This is a genomic window from Streptomyces sp. NPDC037389 (assembly GCF_040636475.1).
Taxonomy (GTDB): Bacteria; Actinomycetota; Actinomycetes; order Streptomycetales; family Streptomycetaceae; genus Streptomyces; species Streptomyces hesseae.
In genome coordinates, this window is record NZ_JBEZUS010000003.1 from 442300 (window position 1) to 462727 (window position 20428).

Annotated in this window: 20 protein-coding genes; 8 read left to right on the top strand and 12 right to left on the bottom strand. The window is 72.1% G+C overall.

What is annotated here, in order from left to right; all coding sequences use genetic code 11:
• Nucleotides 1-12 precede the first annotated feature (12 nt).
• Both AB0E98_RS08760 and AB0E98_RS08765 read left to right on the top strand, forming a co-directional pair.
• Nucleotides 13-357, top strand: a complete 345-nt coding sequence (locus AB0E98_RS08760) for a hypothetical protein (RefSeq protein ID WP_361700105.1) — start codon at nt 13-15, stop codon at nt 355-357.
• 138 nt (nt 358-495) lie between these two features.
• Nucleotides 496-1653: a C40 family peptidase gene (locus tag AB0E98_RS08765; RefSeq protein WP_361700109.1), complete on the top strand. Its 1158-nt coding sequence runs from the start codon at nt 496-498 to the stop codon at nt 1651-1653.
• On the opposite strand, the gene AB0E98_RS08770 is transcribed toward AB0E98_RS08765, so the two are convergent.
• The 5 genes from AB0E98_RS08770 to AB0E98_RS08790 are packed head-to-tail and all read right to left on the bottom strand — an operon-like array spanning nt 1599 to nt 7383.
• On the bottom strand, nt 1599-2876 hold the full coding sequence (locus tag AB0E98_RS08770) for a styrene monooxygenase/indole monooxygenase family protein (RefSeq protein ID WP_361700112.1): 1278 nt from the start codon (nt 2874-2876) through the stop codon (nt 1599-1601). The genes AB0E98_RS08765 and AB0E98_RS08770 overlap by 55 nt on opposite strands.
• The gene (locus AB0E98_RS08775; RefSeq protein ID WP_361700115.1) at nt 2858-3562 is read right to left on the bottom strand and encodes an ATP/GTP-binding protein; all 705 of its coding nucleotides are present in this window, start codon (nt 3560-3562) and stop codon (nt 2858-2860) included. The genes AB0E98_RS08770 and AB0E98_RS08775 overlap by 19 nt, the downstream gene beginning before the upstream one ends.
• Nucleotides 3543-3983: a DUF742 domain-containing protein gene (locus AB0E98_RS08780; RefSeq protein WP_361700117.1), complete on the bottom strand. Its 441-nt coding sequence runs from the start codon at nt 3981-3983 to the stop codon at nt 3543-3545. Before AB0E98_RS08780 ends, AB0E98_RS08775 begins: the two co-directional genes overlap by 20 nt.
• Nucleotides 3980-4507, bottom strand: coding sequence for a roadblock/LC7 domain-containing protein (locus tag AB0E98_RS08785; RefSeq protein ID WP_361700119.1), 528 nt, complete (start codon nt 4505-4507; stop codon nt 3980-3982). Before AB0E98_RS08785 ends, AB0E98_RS08780 begins: the two co-directional genes overlap by 4 nt.
• Complete coding sequence (locus AB0E98_RS08790; RefSeq protein WP_361700121.1) at nt 4504-7383, bottom strand: nitrate- and nitrite sensing domain-containing protein; 2880 nt, start codon at nt 7381-7383, stop codon at nt 4504-4506. Before AB0E98_RS08790 ends, AB0E98_RS08785 begins: the two co-directional genes overlap by 4 nt.
• A 155-nt stretch (nt 7384-7538) precedes the next feature.
• On the opposite strand from AB0E98_RS08790, the gene AB0E98_RS08795 reads away from it, so the two are divergent.
• Nucleotides 7539-8312: a protein phosphatase 2C domain-containing protein gene (locus AB0E98_RS08795; RefSeq protein WP_361700124.1), complete on the top strand. Its 774-nt coding sequence runs from the start codon at nt 7539-7541 to the stop codon at nt 8310-8312.
• 265 nt (nt 8313-8577) lie between these two features.
• On the opposite strand, the gene AB0E98_RS08800 is transcribed toward AB0E98_RS08795, so the two are convergent.
• The gene (locus tag AB0E98_RS08800; protein ID WP_361700126.1) at nt 8578-9117 is read right to left on the bottom strand and encodes a MarR family transcriptional regulator; all 540 of its coding nucleotides are present in this window, start codon (nt 9115-9117) and stop codon (nt 8578-8580) included.
• A gap of 337 nt (nt 9118-9454) precedes the next feature.
• On the opposite strand from AB0E98_RS08800, the gene AB0E98_RS08805 reads away from it, so the two are divergent.
• The gene (locus AB0E98_RS08805) at nt 9455-10222 is read left to right on the top strand and encodes a lysozyme (RefSeq protein WP_361700536.1); all 768 of its coding nucleotides are present in this window, start codon (nt 9455-9457) and stop codon (nt 10220-10222) included.
• Between the two features lie 139 nt (nt 10223-10361).
• Here the strand turns inward: AB0E98_RS08805 and AB0E98_RS08810 are convergent, their stop codons facing one another.
• A complete protein-coding gene (locus tag AB0E98_RS08810) occupies nt 10362-13133 on the bottom strand; it encodes a M4 family metallopeptidase (RefSeq protein WP_361700128.1) in 2772 nt (923 codons plus the stop codon).
• A 323-nt stretch (nt 13134-13456) separates the two neighbouring features.
• Between AB0E98_RS08810 and AB0E98_RS08815 the strand changes: the two genes are divergently transcribed.
• Complete coding sequence (locus AB0E98_RS08815) at nt 13457-14044, top strand: GNAT family N-acetyltransferase (protein ID WP_361700130.1); 588 nt, start codon at nt 13457-13459, stop codon at nt 14042-14044.
• On the opposite strand, the gene AB0E98_RS08820 is transcribed toward AB0E98_RS08815, so the two are convergent.
• Together AB0E98_RS08820 and AB0E98_RS08825 are read right to left on the bottom strand one after the other, a co-directional pair.
• Nucleotides 13986-14198 (bottom strand): DUF397 domain-containing protein, encoded by a 213-nt coding sequence (locus tag AB0E98_RS08820; RefSeq protein ID WP_361700133.1) that lies wholly within the window; start codon nt 14196-14198, stop codon nt 13986-13988. The two genes, AB0E98_RS08815 and AB0E98_RS08820, sit on opposite strands and share 59 nt — an antisense overlap.
• Entirely contained in the window at nt 14174-15022 is an 849-nt protein-coding gene (locus AB0E98_RS08825) for a helix-turn-helix transcriptional regulator (RefSeq protein WP_361700136.1), read from the bottom strand. Before AB0E98_RS08825 ends, AB0E98_RS08820 begins: the two co-directional genes overlap by 25 nt.
• A 141-nt stretch (nt 15023-15163) precedes the next feature.
• Here AB0E98_RS08825 and AB0E98_RS08830 point away from each other — a divergent pair, with 141 nt between their 5' ends.
• Both AB0E98_RS08830 and AB0E98_RS08835 read left to right on the top strand, forming a co-directional pair.
• Nucleotides 15164-15487 (top strand): hypothetical protein, encoded by a 324-nt coding sequence (locus AB0E98_RS08830; RefSeq protein WP_361700139.1) that lies wholly within the window; start codon nt 15164-15166, stop codon nt 15485-15487.
• A complete protein-coding gene (locus AB0E98_RS08835) occupies nt 15484-15744 on the top strand; it encodes a DUF6255 family natural product biosynthesis protein (RefSeq protein ID WP_361700142.1) in 261 nt (86 codons plus the stop codon). The genes AB0E98_RS08830 and AB0E98_RS08835 overlap by 4 nt, the downstream gene beginning before the upstream one ends.
• A gap of 6 nt (nt 15745-15750) precedes the next feature.
• Here the strand turns inward: AB0E98_RS08835 and AB0E98_RS08840 are convergent, their stop codons facing one another.
• Together AB0E98_RS08840 and AB0E98_RS08845 are read right to left on the bottom strand one after the other, a co-directional pair.
• Complete coding sequence (locus tag AB0E98_RS08840; RefSeq protein WP_361700145.1) at nt 15751-16338, bottom strand: Uma2 family endonuclease; 588 nt, start codon at nt 16336-16338, stop codon at nt 15751-15753.
• 139 nt (nt 16339-16477) lie between these two features.
• Nucleotides 16478-17377: an MBL fold metallo-hydrolase gene (locus AB0E98_RS08845; RefSeq protein WP_361700148.1), complete on the bottom strand. Its 900-nt coding sequence runs from the start codon at nt 17375-17377 to the stop codon at nt 16478-16480.
• A gap of 79 nt (nt 17378-17456) precedes the next feature.
• On the opposite strand from AB0E98_RS08845, the gene AB0E98_RS08850 reads away from it, so the two are divergent.
• Nucleotides 17457-17885 carry a MarR family transcriptional regulator gene (locus tag AB0E98_RS08850; protein ID WP_361700150.1) on the top strand — a complete coding sequence of 143 codons (429 nt, stop codon included), beginning with the start codon at nt 17457-17459 and terminating at the stop codon, nt 17883-17885.
• Nucleotides 17886-17920: 35 nt separating this feature from the next.
• Here the strand turns inward: AB0E98_RS08850 and lon are convergent, their stop codons facing one another.
• On the bottom strand, nt 17921-20332 hold the full coding sequence (lon, locus tag AB0E98_RS08855; protein WP_361700153.1) for an endopeptidase La: 2412 nt from the start codon (nt 20330-20332) through the stop codon (nt 17921-17923).
• Nucleotides 20333-20428 lie beyond the last annotated feature (96 nt).

The following is a 20428-nucleotide window of genomic DNA, read 5'->3' on the forward strand; positions in this document are numbered from 1 at the left end:
GAGACTGGTGGTGTGAGAAGCGAGAAGACGCCCTTCGAGGGCGGGCCGATGGACGGCCGTGTGCTGGACGTCCTGCTCGGGCTGAACGGGCTGCCGCCCAAGAAGTACGAGGTGCCGGTCCCGGCCGAGGAGCCCGGCGCGGCCCCGACCGTGTACGTCTACCGGCGGGAGCCGGCGGCCGTGACGCGGCGCCTCGGGCTCCCCAAGGGCTGGAAGTACGCGTACGACCCGGAGGGCAAGCCGGGTGTGGAGCTGAAGTGGCCCTGGTCCCGGCCGTCCCAGGGATCCCAGACGCCCCTGGGATCCGACGACACACCCCAAGCACCCCACAAACCCCACCCGCCCCGCACGGACTGATCGCCGCGCCGGATCAACGTACGGGTGACCCCGATGACGCCCATTGGGCGGTTTCGTCCACGTCGTTCCTACTAGTCATATCGTCCATGGCAGGATCGCTTTCCGGGCGTGATCACGCCCGCCGCCGGAGGTGAGCCTGTGTCAGGACGGTTCGTGCGCGTCGCCCGTGTCGTTCGTGTCGGCCGCGTCGTCCGCGCGTCGGCGCTGGCCGTGAGCACCGCGACCGCCGTGCTCGCCCTGACCGCCGCCCCCGCGCCGAAGGCGTTCGCGGCCCCCGCAGACCCGCCCGGACAGCCGGTCAGCGCCCTGCTCACCCGGCTCCGGGCGCTCTACCGCCAGGCCGAGGAGGCCACCGAGGCCTATGACGCGACCGACGACAAGCTGAAGAAGCAGCGCGCACGGACCGACAGGCTCAACGAGGAACTGGCCGACGCCCGGATCGCGCTCACCACCGGCCGCGAGGAGGCGGGCCGGATCGCCCGCGAGCAGTACCGGAGCAGCCGGGGCCTCTCCCCCTATGTCCAGTTCCTGCTCAGCGACGACCCCCGGCAGGCCATGGCCCGCGGCCACGAGATCAGACGCGCCGCCGGCCGCCGGGCCGACGCCGTGGAACGGCTCACCGACGGCGAGCGGCGCGCCGCCGCCCTCGCCCGCGAGGCCCGCGAGGCGCTCAACGCGCAGCAGACCCTGGCCGCCGAGCAGAAGCGGCAGCGAGACGCGATCCAGGAACGGCTGGGCGAGGTGGAGCGGCTGCTGGCCTCGCTCGACGGCGAGCAGCTGGCCGCGCTGCGCCGCGCGGAGGCCGACGGCATCGGCGACGCCCAGCGCAGCCTGCTCGCCTCCGGCGCGCTCAGCGGCGCCCAGGCGCCCTCGGAGGAGGGCATCCGGGCCCTCGACTTCGCCTTCCGGCAGGTCGGCAAGCCCTATGTCTGGGGCGCGGAGGGCCCGGACGCCTTCGACTGCTCCGGGCTCACCTCCCAGGCCTGGGCACACGCCGGGGACGTCATCCCCCGCACCAGCCAGGAGCAGTGGAAGACGCTGCCCAAGGTTCCGCTGAACCAGCTGCGCCCCGGTGACCTCGTCCTCTACTTCGAGGGCGCCACACACGTCGCCCTCTACCTCGGCCACGGGCAGGTGGTACAGGCCCCGCGCCCCGGCGACGTCGTCAAGATCTCCCCCATCGCCGCGAACCCGCTGCTGGGGGCCGTGCGCCCGGACGCCGGCAAACCGCCCATGACCGGCTACGTCCCGCCCGCCATCCCGCCCGCCGTCAGCGCCCTCGTCTCCGCCACATAGGCCTCCGCCGACGCCGCGTCGTAGAAGTAGTCGTCGAAGTCCGAGGGGTCGTCGAAGCCGTTGGCGATGCGGTCGGCGACCGGCTGGAGCCCCGCCGCCGCGTCGATCAGGGCGCGGATGTGCGGGGACCGGGGGCCGAGCATGGTGTTGGTCCAGCGGGTGACGTGCCGTGCCGAGGCCCAGTACCGCTCGAACGCCGTCCGCATCCACTCCGCGTCGAAAGGCTCGTCGCCCCGCTCCACGATCGAGGCGAGGTACGAGGCGGCGCACTTGGCCGCCGAATTGGCACCCTGCACGGTGATCGGGTCGTTGACGACGACCGCGTCGCCGACACCCAGCACCAGCCCGCCGGACGGCAGCCGGCCGACCGGGTCGCGGACGGCCGGGACATAGCGCCCGGCCAGCGTGGCGCCCGGGTCGGTCAGCTCCACGGCGGTGGCCCGCCCGTACTCCCACGGAACGAACCACTCCAGCAGCTCCAGCGTCCGCGTCAGATGCTCGCCCGGGCCCTCGACGTCCTGGAAGACGTCGAGGGGCCCGCCCGGCAGGCCCTCCCAGAAGAGGATGTCGGCCCGGCCGGAGGTGGTGAGCGTGGGGATGACCCACAGCTCGCCGACTCCGGGGACGACGGTGCAGCGCGCCGCGTCGTACTCCGGGTGCTCGGCGCGCGGGCCCAGCCCATGGACGTAGGAGAGCGCGAGGCAGCGCTGCGGCGCGGTCCACGGGGAGCGCGCGGGGTCGCGGCGGAAGAGCGAGACCAGCTCGCCCTTGCCCGCGGCGACCAGCACCAGATCGTGGCGGGAAGCGAGGAAGTCCAGGTCGGAGACGGCCGCCGCGTGGACGACGAGCCGGCCGCCGCGCTCGGCGAAGGCGTCCAGCCAGCCGGCCATCTTCACCCGCTGGTCGACGGACTGGGCGTAGCCGTCCAGCCGGCCGATCCAGTCGACGGGCCGCTGGACGCCGGGCACGCCGGGGACCGTCCCGGCGACCGAGAAGCCCAGGCCCAGGGCGCGCGGGGCCAGGCCCTCCCAGAAATTGAGGCCCAGCTCGCGCTCGTAGCGCAGCGCGGTGCGGAACATCATCTGGGTGGACATCACCCGGCCGGAGCGGATCTCCTCCGGGGTGCGGTTCGACATGACGGTCACGTCATACCCCTTGGCCTGAAGTCCCAGGGCCAGCTGGAGCCCGGACTGGCCGGCTCCGACTATGAGGATCCGTCGCAACGCCCGCCTCGGCTCGGCTCGGGTGCGGCGCTCGGCGCGGCACGGTGAACGGCCCGGGAGACGGCTCCCGGGGTGATCTCCAGGGCCCGTCCCACCAGCGTCAGCAGCGTCTCCACAACGGTGATCCGGTGCCGGGCGTCCATGCTGATCACGGGGACATCCGGTTCCAGGGACAGGGCCTCGCGCACCGCCTCGGAAGAGTGGCGCGTGGTGCCCTCGAAGTGGTTGACGGCGACGACATAGGGCAGCCTGCAGCTCTCGAAGTAGTCGAGCGCCGCGAAGGAGTCGGCCAGCCGACGGGTGTCGACGAGCACGACCGCGCCGATGGCGCCGCGCACCACGTCGTCCCACATGAACCAGAAGCGCTGCTGGCCGGGGGTGCCGAACAGGTACAGCACGAGGTCCGCATCGAGGGTGATGCGGCCGAAGTCCATGGCGACGGTGGTCGTCGCCTTGGCGGGGACGGCGGTGTGGTCGTCCACGTCCTCCCCGGCGGTCGTCATGACCGCTTCCGTGCGCAGCGGGGTGATCTCGGAGACGGAGCCGACGAAGGTGGTCTTCCCGACCCCGAAGCCCCCCGCGATCACGATCTTGGTGGCGGCGGGGGCGCGGGACAGATCGGTCTGCCAGCCCGGGGCCGGTCCCGGGTCGCGGGGGGCCGTCGCGTCAGAGCCTGCGTAGTCCACTCAGCACCCTTTCGAGCAGCGCGCGGTCGGGTCGTCCGGTGAGGTGGCCGGTGCCGTAGACGCGGATCCTTCCCTGGTCGGCCAGGTCGCCGAGGAGGACGCGGACCACGCCCAGCGGCATCCTCAGCAGGGCGGAGACCTCGGCGACGGAGCGCAGCCGCCGGCACAGCCCGAGGACGGCGCGCACTTCCGGCAGCAGCCAGGAGGTGAGCGCCGCGCCGGGCCCGGCCGGGGCGCCGGGGTCGCGGGCGTCGCCCCGGCCGTCGTCGGCGTCGGCCAGGGCCCCGACGAAGGTCTCCATGAGCAGCACATGGCCGCAACGGCCACGCCCACCGGTGAGCGAGTACGGGCGTACGCGCGCGGTGCGCCGGTCCGGTACGGGCCCGGCGGGGGCGCGCAGCACGGGGGCGGCGGTGCTCATCCGGCGGCCTCCACCGACTGCCGCAGCTCCCTGCGGAGTTCGGGGGTCAGGACGTGTCCGGCCCGGCCCACGAAGAGGGCCATGTGGTAGGCGACCACGCCCATGTCGCAGTCGGGCGCGGTGTGGACGCCCAGCAGCGAGCCGTCGCTGATGGTCATGACGAACAGGCCGCCCCCGGCCATCGCGACCATCGTCTGTTTGACGGGCCCGCCGTCCATCAGCGCCGCGGCGCCCGAGGTCAGGCTGCCGAGCCCGGCGACGATGGTGGCGAGGTCGGCGGTGGAGCCGCGCGGCCCCTCCGCGGCCCCGCCCGCGCCGCGCGCGCCCGGCTGGTCGGGGGTGGAGGAGAGCAGCAGCAGTCCGTCGGAGGAGACGACCGCGACGGAGCGCACGCCCGGTACCTCCTCCACCAGATCGGTGAGCAGCCAGTGCAGGCTCCGGGCCTCCTCGCTCAGTCCGTAGGCGGTGACGCCCGTGGTGCGGGTGGGGGTTACGGGCGTCGCCCCCTGGGAAAATGCAGTCAACCGCGTGCCTCCTCGACAGTGCCGCCCTCGTCCGGCGCCCCCGCTCGGTTCCGATCAGTACCACGATCACGCGTGCTGTGATCACGTCCCGTCAACCCCGTCGTATGCGTCAACTCCACTTCCACGTCCCGCCGTCCGTCGCGCGCGCCCTGCTGGAAGCCGGCCAGCTTGCGGCGGAGCGCCTCCGCGTCGACGCCCTGGCGGACGCTGAGCGGCACGGGCTTGCGGGCCACGACCCGGGGGGTGCGCTTGGGCAGGCCGTTGTTGCCGGTCATGCCGGGTACGTCCGTGGCGCCGTAGCCCGGCGGGGGCGGTGCCATCGCCGGGCCGGCCGGTGCGGCGCCGGCCGCCGTCGAGGGCCCGGCCGCCGGTCCCGCAGGCCCGTGGGCGGGCGCGGGGCGGGCGGGCTGCTGCCAGCGGGGCTCCGGGATGGGGGCCTGAGCCGGGGCAGGGGCGGCGGGCGGGGGCGTGGCGCTCCGGGAGTGCCGTCCGGCCGGGTACGGAGTGGCCGAGTGCGGCGCGGCCGGGTGCGGTGGCGTCGGATACGGAGCCGCCGGATGCGGTGGCCTCGGATACGGAGCCGCCTGATGCGGAGGAGCCTGATGCGGAGGAGCGGCCGGGCGCGGTTCGTCCGGCGCGGGCGCGGCCCTGCGCACGGTAGTGAGCTGGATGGTGTGCTCCTCCTGCTGGGCCCAGGGGCCCGAGCGCCGGGGCCCGGGCACCACGGGCGGCGGACCCTGGGGGTGGGACCGACCGTGCAGCGCATGGGAGTTGACCTCGGCGACCACGCCGGGCAGGTCGGTGTGGGGCGCTGTCCGTACGGCGCCCTGGAGCCGGCTCCCGGCGAGGTCGCTCGCGGCGGCCGGGGGCTCGGCGGGCAGCAGATGGCCGGGCAGGACGACGACGGCGGTGATGCCGCCGGGGCGCTGTTCGCGCAGCTTGACGCGGACGCCGTGCCGGGCGGCGAGCCGGGCGACGACGTACAGGCCGAGGCCCATGACGGGATCGCCCTGCTCACCGAATCCGGTGCCGCGCGGGTCCGGATCGGCTTCGGCGAGGAGGGCGTTGAGCTCGTCGAGCCGCTCGGGCGGCATGCCGATGCCCTCGTCCTGGATGGAGAGCATGACCTCGCCGTTCTCCAGCAGCCAGCCGGAGACCTGGACCTGGACGTCCGGGGGCGAGAAAGTCGTGGCGTTCTCCAGCAGTTCGGCGACGAGATGGCTTACGTCGTCGGCGGCGAAGCCGGCGAGCTGGGCACGGGCGGGCAGGGAGTGGATCCGGACGCGCTCGTACCGCTCGATCTCGCTGACGGCCGCCCGCAGGATGTCCAGCAGGGGCACGGGGCCGGAGTGGGTGCTGTGGTGGTCGGCGCCGGCGAGGGTGAGGAGGTTCTCGTTGTGGCGTCGCATCCGGGTGGCGAGGTGGTCGAGCTTGAAGAGCACCTCCAGCCGGTCCGGGTCGGCCTCGTGGGCCTCCATGGACTCGATGACGGTCAGCTGCCGCTCGACCAGGCCGAGGGTGCGGCGGGAGAGGCTGACGAAGGTGGCGTGGACCCGGCCGGAGAGCCCGCTCATCCGGTCGTCGATCTCCTGGCAGCGGGCGCGCAGCGCGTCGCGCTCGTCGGCGAGGTCCTGGCGGGCCACGTCGAGGCGGTTGCGCTCGCCCTCCAGCAGGGCGACGCGCTCGCGCAGCCGGACGATCGTGCCGTGGAGGACGTTGACCGAGCGGGCGACCTCGGCGAACTCGTCGTCGCGGCCCCGGAAGGCGACCGGTTCCTTGTCCACCGGGTCCGCGCAGACGCGGCGCGCCCCGAGGCGGAGCGCGGCGAGCGGCCGGGTCACCGAGCGAGCGGACTGCACTCCGGTGCCGAGGATGAGGAGGAAGGCCAGCGCGGCGAGGGCGCCGCGCACCTCCAGCGCGGTGGTGTCGTGCTCCCGCAGTCCGGCGAGACGGGCCATCTCCTCGGTGCCGAGGCCGGATTCGAGCCCCCGCATCTGGTCGACGCGGGCGGTCAGCTGCCCTCGTACGGTCCCGGGCCGCTCCGGCTCGGCGGCGACGGCCTGGGGCCGGGCGGCCAGCCGGGCCAGCCTGGCCTCGGCGGCGGCGGTCTGGGGGCCGCTGACGGTACGGGCGTATTCGGCGCGCAGCCCGGCGGGGGCCAGCTGGTGGAAGTCGTCGAGGGCGGCCTGCTCCTGTAGTCGTCGCTGCTGGGCGGCGAGCAGGAGCGGCGTCTGGGCGGCGCCGTGGACCGCCAGGGCGGCCAGGAACAGGCCGCGGGTGGCCGAGGCCTCCTCGACGGCCCGGCCGAGGGCGGGCAGCGCGACGGCCTCACCGGGCCGGGCCCGGCCGGGCAGCCGCTGGACGAGCCCGGTCTCCACCGCGTGCAGGGCCTGGACGGTGGCGGTGTAGGCGGTGAAGACGGCGAGGGCGTCGTCGGGCCCGGCCAGGGCGCGGCGGCGCAGCTCGGGCAGGGCGGCGAGGCGGTGCCGCAGGGAGTCGGGCGCGCTCGCGCGGAACTCCTCGATCTGCCGGTCCACACCGGCCCGTTGCTCCTCCGAGGCCGCGCCGGCCCCGCCCGCGTCGGTACGCCCCCCGGCCACGTACTCGGTCATGGCGTCGCGCTCGTCGGCCAGGGCGTGGGCGAGGGCGACGGCGCCGCTCGCGGTGGTGGCCTGCCCGGCGAGGCGCCGGGAGTCGGTGAGGTCGCGTATGGCGTCGGCGATGCCGAAGGCACCCGCACCGAGGGCGCCGAGCGAGACGACGGCGACGGAGGCGATGAGCCTGTTGCGTACGCGGGCGGTGCGCTCCGGTACTCCTGTGGTCTGCTGTTCGCGCGTGCCGCCGCGAAGCCGCTTCTTGCGCACCGGTGCTCGCATTCTGCTCTGGTCTTCCGCTCCACCCGCTGGTGGCCCCTGCCGGATGTCACCCACCGCTTCCCCCCGGCAAGTGCCCCACCACATCAACCGCCGAGCACGCCGGAAGGATGCGCGTCAACGGGCAAGGAAATTCGGGCATCCGGCACACTGGTCGCATGCGCATCGAACTCTCCACCCAGCCAGGGGATCCGGGCCGTCCGAACGAGGATTACGCGTCCGTCGCCCTGCCCGCCGGCGGGCAGGGCGGGGCCCTGGTGCTGCTGGACGGGGTGACGCCGCCGCCGGCCGGGGAGTCGGGGTGTACGCACGGGGTTCCGTGGTTCACGGCGCGACTCGGCGGGGCGCTGCTGGAACTCGCCTCCTCGCGCCGCGATATGACCCTGGCGGAATGCTTGTCGGCCGCCATCTCCCGTACGGCCGACGCCCATCGGGACACCTGCGACCTGACGCGCCGGCTCACTCCGCAGGCGACGGTGGTGGCGGCGCGCTGGGACGCGGAGGCGGTGGAGCACCTGGTGCTGTCCGACTCGGCGCTGCTGATCGAGGGGGCGGACGGCACGGTGTCGGCCGTCCTGGACGACCGCATCGCCCGGCTGGCCGCCGCCGGGCGGGTGACGGATGCCCAGCGCAATACGGAGGGCGGTTTCTTCACTGCCGCAGCCGATCCGGCGGTGAGCGCCCGCGCGGTCACGGGTACGACGGCGCGCGGGGACGTCCGCGCGCTGGCGGCGCTCACGGACGGCGCGGCGCGCTGGGTGGAGGTCTTCCGGCAGGGGCGCTGGGCGGACTGTTTCGCGCTCCTGACGAAGGAGGGCCCGCGGACGCTGATCGACCACGTCCGGGAGGCGGAGCTGGCCGACCCGGACGGGCGCGCGTTCCGCCGGGGCAAGGCTCATGACGACGCGGCGGCCGTTTACGCGGAGCTTTGACGCCTGCCGCTGGGGCGCCTGGCCGCTGGGCGGGGGCACGGTCCGGGGGCGCCCCGGATCCGCCGCGACGGTGATCGGCCGTCACGGCGGAGTCCGGCGGTGCCTGACGGCGCGTACCGCCGGTTCGGCACCGCCGGGCGCGTCGGCGGTGGCCGGCGCGTCGGTGGTGGCCGGGCGCCGTCGCGGCGGGGTGAGAGCCCCGGCCCCGCCCCTTCCTGTTTCCTGGGGCGAAGCCCCAGCCCCCCACCCGGCCGGCCGTCAGGCGTTACGCCTCGGCCCGCTCGTTCAGCTGGTGGAGCAGGCGGGCCAGCTCGGCGACCTCCATGCGGTTCCAGTCCGCGAACTTGCGGATGTACTGCGCACGACGGGCGTCCCGCACACGGGTGAATCGTTCCCGCCCCTCCGCCGTGATCCGGATCAGCGCGGCGCGGCCGTCGGCGGGGTCCGGGTCGCGGGCGATGAGGCCCAGGTCTCCGAGGGCGCGCAGCTGGCGGCTCATGGTGGCCTTGCCGACGCCGAAGTAGCCGGCGAGGTCCGTGGCGCGCTGCGGGCCGCTCTCCTCCAGCCGCACGAGCAGCCCGTACGCGGCGGGCTCCAGGTCGGGGTGGACCTCACGGGCCATCTCGCCGGAGGACGCGCGGGCGCGGCGCAGGAAGACCGCCAGCTCACGCTCCAGGGCGAGGAAGGCGGGGTCGACGGCGGGACCCTCGCATGGGTCCGTACCGGTGTCCGTACCGGCGTCGGCGCCCCGGCCGGGGACGTCTTCCTCCGGGAGCGGGGCACTGGTCTCGTGGGTCTCCTGCACGTGAGGCCCTTTCCTGCTTTCAGCCGCTGAAAAATCATTTCGGCCGCGTCGTGTCGCCGCAGCTCCGTAAGTATTTCGCAGGATTAGCCCAAGGGCAGCACCCCGGGTCCCCATCACGGTGTGCGCCACCGCTCCTCACCCGATTAATGGCATGGTCATACCAATTCGATAGCCGTTGAATTCTCCCCCACTCTCCCCCCACCCTGGCTTTCGGAGGCACCATATGCCCGCACATCGCTCAGGGCCGGGCCGCCCGGTCCCCTACAGACCCGCGGCCCGACCCGCCCCCTTGGCCCCCCTCGTCCCCCTGCTCTCCCTACTGGCCCTGCTCCTCACCATGCTCGCCCTGCCCGGCACCGCCGCCGCGGCCACGGCCGGCTCCCGGCAACGCCCGTTCCACCCCGAGCGCGACTGGATGGGCTCGACCGTCCCCACCCACGAGGCGGGCAGGCCCCCGGCCGGGGGCGCCGAGGCGATCGCCACGGTCGAGGGCGTGGACGTCAGCAGCCACAACGGCAACGTCCCCTGGTCGACGCTCTGGAACAAGGGCGCCCGCTTCGCCTACGTCAAGGCCACCGAAGGCACCAGCTACCGCAGCCCGTCCTTCTCCCAGCAGTACAACGGCTCCTACGACGCCGGCATGATCCGCGGCGCGTACCACTTCGCCCTGCCGGGCAATTCCGGCGGCGCCGACCAGGCCGACTACTTCGTCGACCACGGCGGCGGCTGGTCGGACGACGGCAGGACCCTGCCGGGCGTGCTCGACATGGAGTACAACCCCTACGGCAGCACCTGCTACGGCATGAGCGCCGACGCGCTGCTCGACTGGGTCGCCGACTTCCTCTCCGTCTACCGCCACCGCACCGGGCGCGACGCGGTCATCTACACGACCACCGCCTGGTGGAAGAAGTGCACCGGCAACTACGGCCGCTTCGGCTCGGACCACCCGCTGTGGGTGCCGCGCTACGGCTCCTCGGCCGGGGAGCTGCCGAACGGGTGGGACTTCCACACCTTCTGGCAGTACACCGAGACCGGCTCGACCGTCGGCGACCACAACCTCTTCAACGGCTCGCTGAGCAGGCTCAAGTCGCTGGCGTACGGCTGACGACACGCCGTCGCCCCCGCCGTCGCCCCCACCGTGTCCCGGTCCCGGAAGCACGAGGACCGGGCCCCGGCGTGTCGGCGCCGTGGGCCCGGTCGTAGCGGGTCGGACCGGCGACTCCACGAGCCGCCGGTCCCGGGGGTCAGCCGCAGTTGCCCGCCGGGCGGGTGCGGGTGACCAGGTCGGTGTATCCGGTGGTGCCGTCGATCCACACCACCTGCTTGCCGCCGGCGGCCGCCGCGGAGAGCTGCTCACCACGGTTGCAGGAGACGCGGGCGCGGTCGGTGCCGTTCGCCCCGCCGAACTGCCACAGCTTGGACATGGTCTCGTTGTGGTACTTGGGGTCGGGCAGCGACGCGGTCACGGTCAGCGCCTCGTCGGAGGCGGTGAGGCCCTGGGCGAACAGGGCGCCCTCGCCCTTCTCCTTGCTGAGGTCCACGGTCCCGGTGCCGTCGAGGTTCGACCGGCGCACGGCCACCTGGCCGTCGTCGACGACCTCGTCCGCCAGCCAGAAGACGTACTTGCCGTTGATCGCGGTCTCGCCGATGCTCTCGGGCCGCCCGAGCTGGTTCATCAGCTTCCGCTCACCGCTCTTGAGGTCCAGCACCTCGACGCCCATGCGGTAGTCGTCGCCGTCGGCGTAGGTCTTGGCGTAAGCGAGCCGGCCACCGGAGAGCGAGGGGAACGCCGAGCCGGTGTCGGCCTTGCCGCCGTCGGCCCAGGTCGCGTCCTTGTCACCCGTACGCATGAAGCCCACGTGCCGGGCGCCGAAGGCGTCCATCTTCTCGAAGGCCACGACACCGCCCTCGACCCGGACGTCCAGGATGTTGTCGGAGGTGCTGTACAGCTTCCTGACCGGTCCGCCCGCGAGCGGCCGCGACAGCACCTCCATACCGGCCGCGCTGTACGCCGCCCACGCCACCGTCTTGCCGTCGGTCGCCGGGTTGACGTGGAAACGCCCGTCATTGGGGCTGATCAGCTTGGGCGCGCCCTTGCCGTCCGTGCGCCCGGCCCACACCGAGAAGGCCTCGGTGCCGTCGTCGTTCGACTTCGACGTGGCCCACCAGCCGCCGCCCGCGCCGACCTTGGTGCTGTAGACGTTGAGCTTGCCGAGCAGCTGGTCGGAGTCCACACCCATGGCCTGTTCCCAGTTGGGGACGATGCCGTGGGCGTTGAAGGAGCGCGTGACGACGTTCAGGTCCTTGGCGGAGACCTTGAGCGCCTTGGCGGCGGCGATCACCGCGTTACGGCCCTCGGTGAACCCGTCGAGCGGGGTCATGTACTCGGTGAGCGCCTTGTAGGCGATCTTGTCGGCGAGGGTGCGGCCCAGGTCCTCGCGGATGTCCCAGAGGGCGCCCGAGAAGATGGTGGAGTTGAGGTGCACCCCGCCGTTGTCGCTGGCGAAGGACACGCCCAGGAAGTTCTTGGACGTCGTCGCCCCGTCGTTGAGGTCACGGAAGGCGCACTGGCGCGGGGTCTTGGTCCGGCAGAGGTTGCCGCCCAGCAGCCCCGCGTCCGGGTCGTCCATGGACATGCCGGCCGCGTCCACGGCGATGGCGTTGCCGAAGTAGTCGGCGATCGCCTCGTTGAGCGCGCCGGACTGGCCCGCGTAGACGAGGTTGGCGCTGTTCTCGACGACGCCGTGCGTCATCTCGTGGCCGACCACGTCGAGGTCGGCGGAGAGCGTCTTGAACTCCGCGTCGCCCCCGCCGTACACCATCTTGGTGCCGTCCCAGAAGGCGTTGACGTACGGCATCCCGAAGTTCGTCACGCCCACGAGGGAGTTGATCGCCATGCCCCGGCCGTCGAGGCTGTCCCGGCTGTGCACCTTCTTGTAGTAGTCGTACACCTTGCCCGCGGCCCAGTGCGCGTCGACCGCGCCCGCGTCCGTGGCGTCCTTGCCGAACTGCGGGCTCTTCGAGCCGAACTCCTTGAGCCCCTCGGGCCAGCGGCCGCCGCCCACCTCCGAGACGTCCTTGCCGCGCGTGTCCCAGGTGGAGATCACGTTCTTGCTGGTGTCCCACATGCGGGAGTGGTCGTTCATGACGTACTCGCCGCGGGCCGTGTCGAAGAACAGGCCGAGCTCGACGGTGGTGCCGTCGTACTTCACGCCCGATCCGGCGACGCCCGGATGCTTGGCCGGGCCCCCGGCGGGCTCGCCCTCGCCGGCCGCCTTCGCCTCGCCGGTGGCGGTGGCCTTGGCGGTGGCGGTCTTCGGCGTCCCGAAGGTCTTGATCCCGCTGTACTGGAGGACCGGGTAGCCGGACTTGGCGTCGACGTACACCTCGTGCAGCACGGGCTGCCCGGTGGCGGGGTCGGTGCCCCGGACGGTGACGTGCTGGGTCAGCACGCCGGCCCCCTTGGGCAGGACGACGAGGCCGCGCGCGGTGCCACTGAGCGACGGCTTCGCCTTGCCACCGGGCTTGGCAGCCGTGAGCTTCTTCCCGCCGATCTGCGCGAGCGTCGCACCGACCGCGCGCTGGACAGCGAGTTCCTCACTCACCTCGGGCGTGGTGCCGGTGGTCAGCGCTGTGAAGTACTTGCCGGAGGTGCCGGTGACAACGCGCTTGCCGTCCTTCTTCTCCATCCGGACGACGTACTGGCCGCCGAGGACGTCGACGCCCTTGTGCTTCTGCTGGAGCCTGACCGTCTCGTTCGGCCCGGTCGTGACCGACTGGACGGCCTTCAGGTCCCGGGCCGGATCGGCGATGCGATAGCGGCTCTTCTTGTCGGCGAGGTGCCCCCGGGCGGCGTCGGCCGCGCTCCCGCTCGCCTTCACACCTTCCCGGATGCCGTCGACCAGGGAAGGGGTGGAGGTTCCCTTCCCCGGAATGACATCCGCCGGATCGCCGGCGGCCGGCGCGGCGAACGCCTGCGCGGGCACGGCGGACACGACAAGGGCGGCAGCGCCCACCAGCGCCGCCGCCCCTGCTATGCCGCTCTTCGCGACCTGACTTCCTGAACGTGCTCTGGAACGTGCTCTGGACTTACGCAAGGTTCCCCCTCCGTACGTACGGAACGCCGGAACATCTGTGGTCGGGGCATATGCAACAGGTGGGGAGGAGGCTGATCAATGGTTCGCGCGTTGAGGGGGGTTACTTTCGGCCTAGGTGGGTTGGGTGGGGCGGGGAGGGAACCGAGGGGGTCTTCTTCACCTCCGGGCCGGGCCTGTCGGCACCTTGCGCCGCCACCGCATAACGAGTGGCGCCCTCGGCCGCCGACGCCGAAGATCACGGTATGCACCCCTTCCTGGAGACCGACCGCCTCTCCCTGCGCCCGTTCACCGAGGCCGACACCGACCACCTGCTCGCGCTGGACAACGACGCGGAGGTCATGCGCTTCATCAACGGCGGCCGCTCCACGACCCGCGAGGCGATCCGGGCGCGGACCTTGCCGCGTCTGCTCCACGACCACCCGTGCTCCGGGACGCGCGGCTTCTGGGCGGCGGAGGAGAAGGCCACCGGGGCCTTCCTGGGCTGGTTCGAGTTCCGTCCGCTGGACGACCACGACCCGACGGTGGTCGAACTCGGCTACCGGCTGGGCCGGACGGCATGGGGTTCGGGCTACGCCACAGAGGGTTCGAAGGCCCTGATCCACAAGGGCTTCACGGAGCTGGGGGTGCAGCGGGTGACCGCGAACACGATGGCCGTGAACACGCGCTCCCGGCGCGTGATGGAAAAGGCGGGCCTGTCGTTCCTACGGAGCTTCACCGGGGACTGGCCCGAGCAGATCGAGGGCTCGGAGCACGGGGAGGTCGAGTACGAGCTCACCCGGGAGGAGTGGGAACGGCACTGCCGCGAAACGCGGCCCACGCTGCAGGCGTGAAGACAAGTACCGGGCCGCCCGGGTCCTTGCTGTCACGGACCGGGACGGCCCCGGGTATGTTGTCGGCGATTTCGAGGCAGTTGCCGCCGTCGGAGTTGCTGTACGACGACTTCCGCCAACAGGCAGTGGTCAGGTCTGGTCGCGGGGGCCGCATGTCGAGCTGTCCTCCATCAATCGCTGCACGTATGCCACGGACTCGCGGGGCGACAGGGCTGAATCCCGCAGCAGATCGTAGGACAGCCGTAGTCGTTCCACGTCTGCCGCGTCCTCGTGCAGATCGCCGGAGACGCTGCTTTCCACGTAGGCGACCGAGTCTCCGTTGGGCAACCACAGGAGGGTCAGTGACCCGCCGAGCAGGTCGTGAAGGCCGGCGGAGAACGGGACCACTTGAAGTGTTCCGTAAGACAGGTGGTCCATGTGGGCCAGCCTGTCCAGCTGCTCGTGCCAGACCTTCGGGTCCTGCGCCGCCCGGCACAGGACTGCTTCGTCCAGGAGGACCCGGTAATGGGGCTGGTCCGGGTTTCGCAGCCACTCCTGACGCGCCAGCCGTGCGGTTACTTGTTCCTCCAGCTCATCCTCGGTCCGAGGCCGGCCCGCCTTGAGGATTTCGCGTGCGTATCCCTCGGTCTGGAGCAGACCCGGCACCGTACTGACGGAGAACTCGCACCGGGACATCGCGTCCCTCTCCAGCGCCATGAACCGCTTGTACTTGTCGGGGATCACATCGACCGTGGCGAGCTCCCACAGCAGACTCAGGTGCTTGTCCGTCCCGTACACCTGGTCCAGGGCCTTCATGACCTCCGGCGATCCGAGGCGTTCGCCCTTCTCCAGCTTGTGCAAGTACGCGCGGTCGTACGTCGTCTCCTCGGCCAGCTCGCTCAACGACCTGCCCGACTCCTCGCGCAGACGCGCCAGTTCTTCCGCCAGCGTCCGCCGGGCCGAGGGCTTGCGCCCCGAAGTGGACTTACGTGCGGGCACTACTACTCCCTTGTGGTCCATGCGCCAAGGGCTACAGCCCTGCTCTTCCGGAGCCTAGACCCGCACGGTCACGCTGTAAGTCCCCCCGCACGGACAGTCATGCGGGGGACGTAGCGAGGGATGAGTGAAAGGCGTACCGCAGTGACGTACAGGATTGGTGCCTACGTCGTGGATACCCGCGACGACAGGATCGCCCAGGTGGTCGGCGAGGGCGACACCCTCGTGGCTGTCCGGCAGCCGGGCGGCGAGGCGGTCTGGGAGGTACCGCCCTCCGCACTGCGGCTCGCGACGCGCGAGGACCGGAACGCGGCCGGGCTGCGGCCGTATCTGAGCGGCTGCGCCGAGTGCGTCGAGTTGGACGACGCCCAGCAGAAGGCAGTGGGCGAGGATCGCTCCCGCGCGGCCGCGGCGGTGCGGATGCACTGGATCGTGACGCACGGCGTGGCGACGGAGGGGCATCGATGAGGGCCGTCGGAAGGCTCGTGAATCACTGCCCGCACGATGGAGGCTGGGCCTCCGACAGCGGTGAGCAGCGCTGCAACGCCTGCGGGACGAGGCGTTTTACGGACTACCGGGGCGTATGGCAGTCGGGGCTTCCGGAGACCGTGACGCCGTCCGAGAAACGCCGCCCCGGTGCGGACCGCTCAGCCGCGACGGCGATCGCGAACCGCTTCCGGTTGCGCCGACGGTTCAGAGGAACGGCGCTCCGCGCCGCCTTCTGACAGGCCTCAGTCCCACCCGAATTCGTCGGTGGTGACCGCCAAACCGACAACCGTGTCCGTCAGGTCGATCGGGTCCCCGAACTTGACCGCCGGTGCGGCGCGATACGTTCCGTCCTTGGGCTCCGTGAAGACGTGGCACTGGCCGATGTATGGATCCACGATCAGGTAAACGGGCACGCCGGCCAGCGCATAGGCGTCCCTCTTCGGCCCGTAGTCGTTCTTCGCGGTGTCCCGGGAGATCACCTCGGCGATGAACTCGACGTCCTGGTAATGCCAGCGCCCGCTCGGGCCCTTGGCCGCGCCTTCCTTGATCAGGAAGACGTCGGAAGAGAATCCGTTGAGGTGCCCCGGATAGTCGACACGGATCTCGTTCTTCACACGTGCCCGTGGGTACTTGGTCCGCAGCTGGTCATAGAGGTTGGCGATCAGGTCCCAATGGTTGTCCCGCTGCGGCGACATGTAGATGGCCCCCTCGACGATTTCCACCGTGTAGCCCTCGGGGACGGGCATCCGCTCCAGCCAGTCGAACAGCATGTCCAGGCTGAGCTCGTCGCTGTCGGCCATCTCGATCCTGTTGGTCAGCTCGATGGTCACTTCGCGCTCCTCCCCGCCGCCGCGTCTTGCGACAGCCGCGCAGTACAACGATACGCACGGCGCCCCGGACACGCCCGGAACGGGCTCACCCACCGCCGGCGGTCCCCCACCCCCGTCGGGGGACCACCGGCGGTGGGGCTCACTCGTCGACCGGCTCCCAGGCCGCCGGGTTCCCGGTGCCGTCAAAGCGAGCGCGGCCGAACGCCACGTCGGCGAAGTGGATGCCGAAGCCGATCGTGCCGGGCTCGGACAGCTCCTCGACCAGTCGGCGGCGGTGGACCGCCGACCGCTCCGCGTCGTGGTCGACGACGGCGGACCATTCCGGGTGGCTGACCTGGACCGGCGTGTGCATGGCGTCGCCGAAGGCGATCAGCCGGCGGCCGCCGCCGGAGATGACGTACGAGGCGTGGCCCGCCGTGTGGCCCTGCGAGAGCGCGACGCGCACGCCCGGGAAGATCTCCTCGCCGTCGGCGACGGTGCGGATCCTGGGCTCCAGGATCGTGGTCATCTCCTTGGAGATGCCGTGCTCCTCCAGCAGATCGCGGTGTGTCCACTCCTCCTCGCTCACGAGGTAGTCGGCGTGGGCGAACGGGAGCTGCTCGGTGCCCGGGGCCGGCTGATAGAGCCAGCCGATGTGGTCGATGTGGAGGTGGGTGACGGCCACGGCCTCTATATCGGCGGGGGCTCGGCCGATCTCGGCGAGGCTGTCGAGCAACGTGCCTCCGGAGATCGCCCCGATGGGGCCGTCCTCCCCGGCCGGGAACGACTGGGGTCCGAAGCCCGCGTCGATCAACAGGGCACGGTCGCCGTGCTCCACCAGGAGACCACCCATGCCCGCCACGAAATAGCCTGAGTCATCCAGATATGCGGAGTAGGCGGCCCACTCCTCCTCCGTGCTGGTCGGCAGCCAGCCGCGCGGCGAGAGCCGGACCACGCCGTCCGGGACGTACGTGACCTTGATGTCACCGAGCTGGAGGCTGCGGATCCCCGACGGGCGGAGCAGTCGATCGCCCAGGCTGCTCTGGGAGTTGGTCGTCATGCGTCCACAATAATCTTCCAGCTTGAATGATTCAAGCTATAAAGATGTTCGCTTGATGCAGCTGGCCTAAGATGGCTCCATGAGCAGCCCAGAACCGCAGACCCTCGCCGAGCGACAGCTCTGCGGCCTGGTGAACGGCCTCGCCCGCCAGATCTCCGACCACGTGCGCGTGGCCGCGACCCGCCTCGGCCTCACCGCGCCACAGGCCACGGCCCTGCGTGAGCTCACCGACCCGATGACGATGCGCGAGCTCGCCGACCGGATGAGCTGCGAGCCGTCCAACGCGACCTTCGTCATCGACAAGCTGGAGTGCCTGGGGCTCCTGGAGCGTCACCCCCACCCCACGGACCGCCGCGCCAAGCAGTTGATCCTGACGACCGAGGGCACGGCGGTGCGCGAGCGCCTCATCGCCGTCCTCTCCGAGGACTCCCCCCTGCGAGCCCTCACCCACGACGAGAAGGTCACCCTCCACGCCCTTCTCGACCGGGCGGTCACCCACCACCCCTGAGATGAGGGAGGCCCCCGGACGGGGGCCTCCGCCGCTCACGCCGCCAGCGGCACCCGCTCAGCGGAGACCGTCGTCGCCGGCGTCAGCGCCAGATCCAGGACCTGGCGGACGTCCGAGACGGCGTGGACCTCCAGCTTCTCCAGCACCTCGGCCGGCACATCGTCCAGATCCGGCTCGTTCCGCTTGGGGATGATCACCGTGGTGATCCCCGCCCGGTGCGCCGCCAGCAGCTTCTGCTTGACCCCGCCGATGGGCAGGACGCGGCCGGTCAGCGACACCTCGCCCGTCATCGCCACGTCCGGGCGGACCTGGCGGCCGGAGAGCAGGGAGGCCAGCGCCGTCGTCATCGTGACACCCGCGCTCGGGCCGTCCTTGGGCACCGCGCCCGCCGGAACGTGCAGATGGACGCCGCGCTCCTTGAAGTCGCCGACGGGGAGCTCCAGCTCGGCGCCGTGGGAGCGGAGGAAGGAGAGCGCGATCCGCGCCGACTCCTTCATCACGTCGCCCAGCTGGCCGGTGAGCGTCAGGCCCGCGCCGCCGCTCTCCGGGTCGGCCAGGGACGCCTCGACGAACAACACGTCGCCGCCCGCGCCGGTGACCGCGAGGCCCGTGGCCACACCGGGGACGGCCGTGCGCCGCTCGGCCGGGTCCTGGGCGGACTCGGGCGTGTGGTGCGGGCGTCCGATCAGCGGGCGCAGTTGCTCGGCGCCGATGGTGAAGGGCAGTTCCCGCTCCCCCAGTTCGTGCTGGGCCGCGACCTTGCGGAGCAGCCGGGCGATGGCGCGCTCCAGGTTCCGTACGCCCGCCTCGCGGGTGTACTCGCCGGCGAGCCCGCGCAGGGCGTCGTCCTCCAGCACGACCTCGTCGGGCTCCAGGCCGGCGCGCTCCAGCTGGCGGCGGAGCAGGTGGTCACGGGCTATGACGACCTTCTCGTCCTCGGTGTAGCCGTCGAGGCGGACGAGCTCCATGCGGTCGAGGAGGGCCTCGGGGATGGCTTCCAGGACGTTGGCGGTCGCCAGGAAGACAACGTCGGACAGGTCCAGCTCGACCTCCAGGTAGTGGTCGCGGAAGGTGTGGTTCTGGGCGGGGTCGAGGACCTCCAGGAGGGCGGCGGCCGGGTCGCCGCGGAAGTCGGAGCCGACCTTGTCGATCTCGTCGAGGAGGACGACCGGGTTCATGGATCCGGCCTCCTTGACCGCCCGGACGATCCGGCCGGGCAGCGCGCCCACGTACGTCCGCCGGTGGCCACGGACCTCGGCCTCGTCGCGGACGCCGCCGAGGGCGACGCGGACGAACTTCCGGCCCATGGCCCGGGCGACGGACTCGCCCAGCGAGGTCTTGCCGACACCGGGCGGGCCGACGAGCGCGAGCACCGCGCCCCCGCGCCGCCCGCCGACCACGCCCAGCCCCCGGTCGGCGCGCCGTTTGCGCACCGCCAGGTACTCGGTGATCCGTTCCTTGACGTCCTCCAGGCCCGCGTGGTCGGCGTCGAGCACGGCCTTGGCGCCGGGGATGTCGTAGGCGTCCTCGGTGCGCTCGTTCCACGGCATCTCCAGGACCGTGTCGAGCCAGGTGCGGATCCAGCCGCCCTCGGGGCTCTGGTCGGAGGCGCGCTCCAGCTTGGCGACCTCCTTGAGGGCCGCTTCGCGGACCTTCTCGGGCAGGTCGGCGGCCTCGACGCGGGCGCGGTAGTCCTCTGACTCGTTCTCCGGGTCGCCGTTGAGCTCGGAGAGCTCCCTGCGGACGGCCTCCAGCTGGCGGCGGAGCAGGAACTCGCGCTGCTGCTTGTCGACGCCCTCCTGGACGTCCTTGGCGATGGACTCGGCCACGTCCTGTTCGGCGAGGTGGTCGCCGAGCCACTTCACGGCGAGCTTCAGCCGGGCCACCGGGTCGGTGGTCTCCAGCAGCTCGACGCGCTGGGCGACGGTGAGGAAGGGCGAGTAGCCGGAGTTGTCGGCGAGCAGGCCGGGATCCTCGATCTGCTGGACGCGGTCCACGACCTGCCAGGCGCCGCGCTTGCGCAGCCAGCTGGTGGCGAGGGCCTTGTACTCCTTCATCAGCTCGGCGACCGAGCCCGGGAGAGGATCGGGGGTCAACTCCTCCATCGAGGTGCCCTCGACCCATAGGGCGGCGCCGGGGCCGGTCGTGCCCGCGCCGATGCGCACGCGGCCGTCGCCCCGGATGAGCGCGCCGGGGTCGCCGTCCGACAGCCGGCCCACCTGCTCGACCGTGCCCAGGGTGCCGACTCCCGCGTACGTGCCGTCGACACGTGGGACGAGCAGCACGCGCGGCTTGGCGCCGGTGCCCTTCGCCGCGGCCTGGGCGGCCTCGACGGCGGCCCGGACCTCCGCGTCCGACAGGTCGAGCGGCACCACCATGCCGGGCAGCACCACCTCGTCGTCGAGCGGCAGCACGGGCAGGGTGAGCGGTGCGGACATCGAAGCCATGATCTCCCCTTCGGCAGGCAAGTTGAGCTATGCCGACTCAATGCGCGGGGGAGGGTGATTGTTCCCGGGCGCCCGGTGGCAGCGTGTTCGCCGTGA